Raw genomic sequence first — 390 nt, 5'->3', positions numbered from 1 at the left:
GCTCTCAGGTGAGCCGGGCATAGGAAAATCGCGCCTCACTGTCACCTTGCAGGAGCGGATCCAGAATGAGCCGCGCACCTACTTGCGCTATTTCTGCTCAGCGCACCACCAAGACAGCGCGCTCCATCCGATCATTGCGCAGCTCGGACGCGCAGCTGGGTTCGAGCGCGACGACATGTCGGGGAAGCTGGATAAGCTTGCGGCCCTGCTTGCCCCGGCCTCGTCGGAGGACTTGGCGCTGCTGGCCGAGCTGCTGTCGTTGCCGACCGAAGGTCGCTTTCCGCCTGTCCAGCTGACACCCCAACGTAAGAAGGAAAAGACCTTCGAGGCGCTGCTTCGGCACCTCCAAGGCTTGGCGCGACAAGGTCCGCTGCTGATGCTCTTCGAGGA

1 pseudogene is annotated in these 390 nt (G+C 62.8%); it reads left to right on the top strand.

The features are described 5' to 3' along the window. Positions 1-46: 46 nt before the first annotated feature. Positions 47-390: pseudogene (locus EOA29_RS42060) on the top strand (adenylate/guanylate cyclase domain-containing protein); the annotation flags it as partial.

Origin of the sequence: Mesorhizobium sp. M1E.F.Ca.ET.063.01.1.1 (assembly GCF_003998155.1) — a bacterium.
GTDB lineage: Bacteria > Pseudomonadota > Alphaproteobacteria > Rhizobiales > Rhizobiaceae > Mesorhizobium.
Note: the sequence above shows the minus strand (reverse complement) of the source record. Positions and strands in the feature narration are given on the sequence as shown.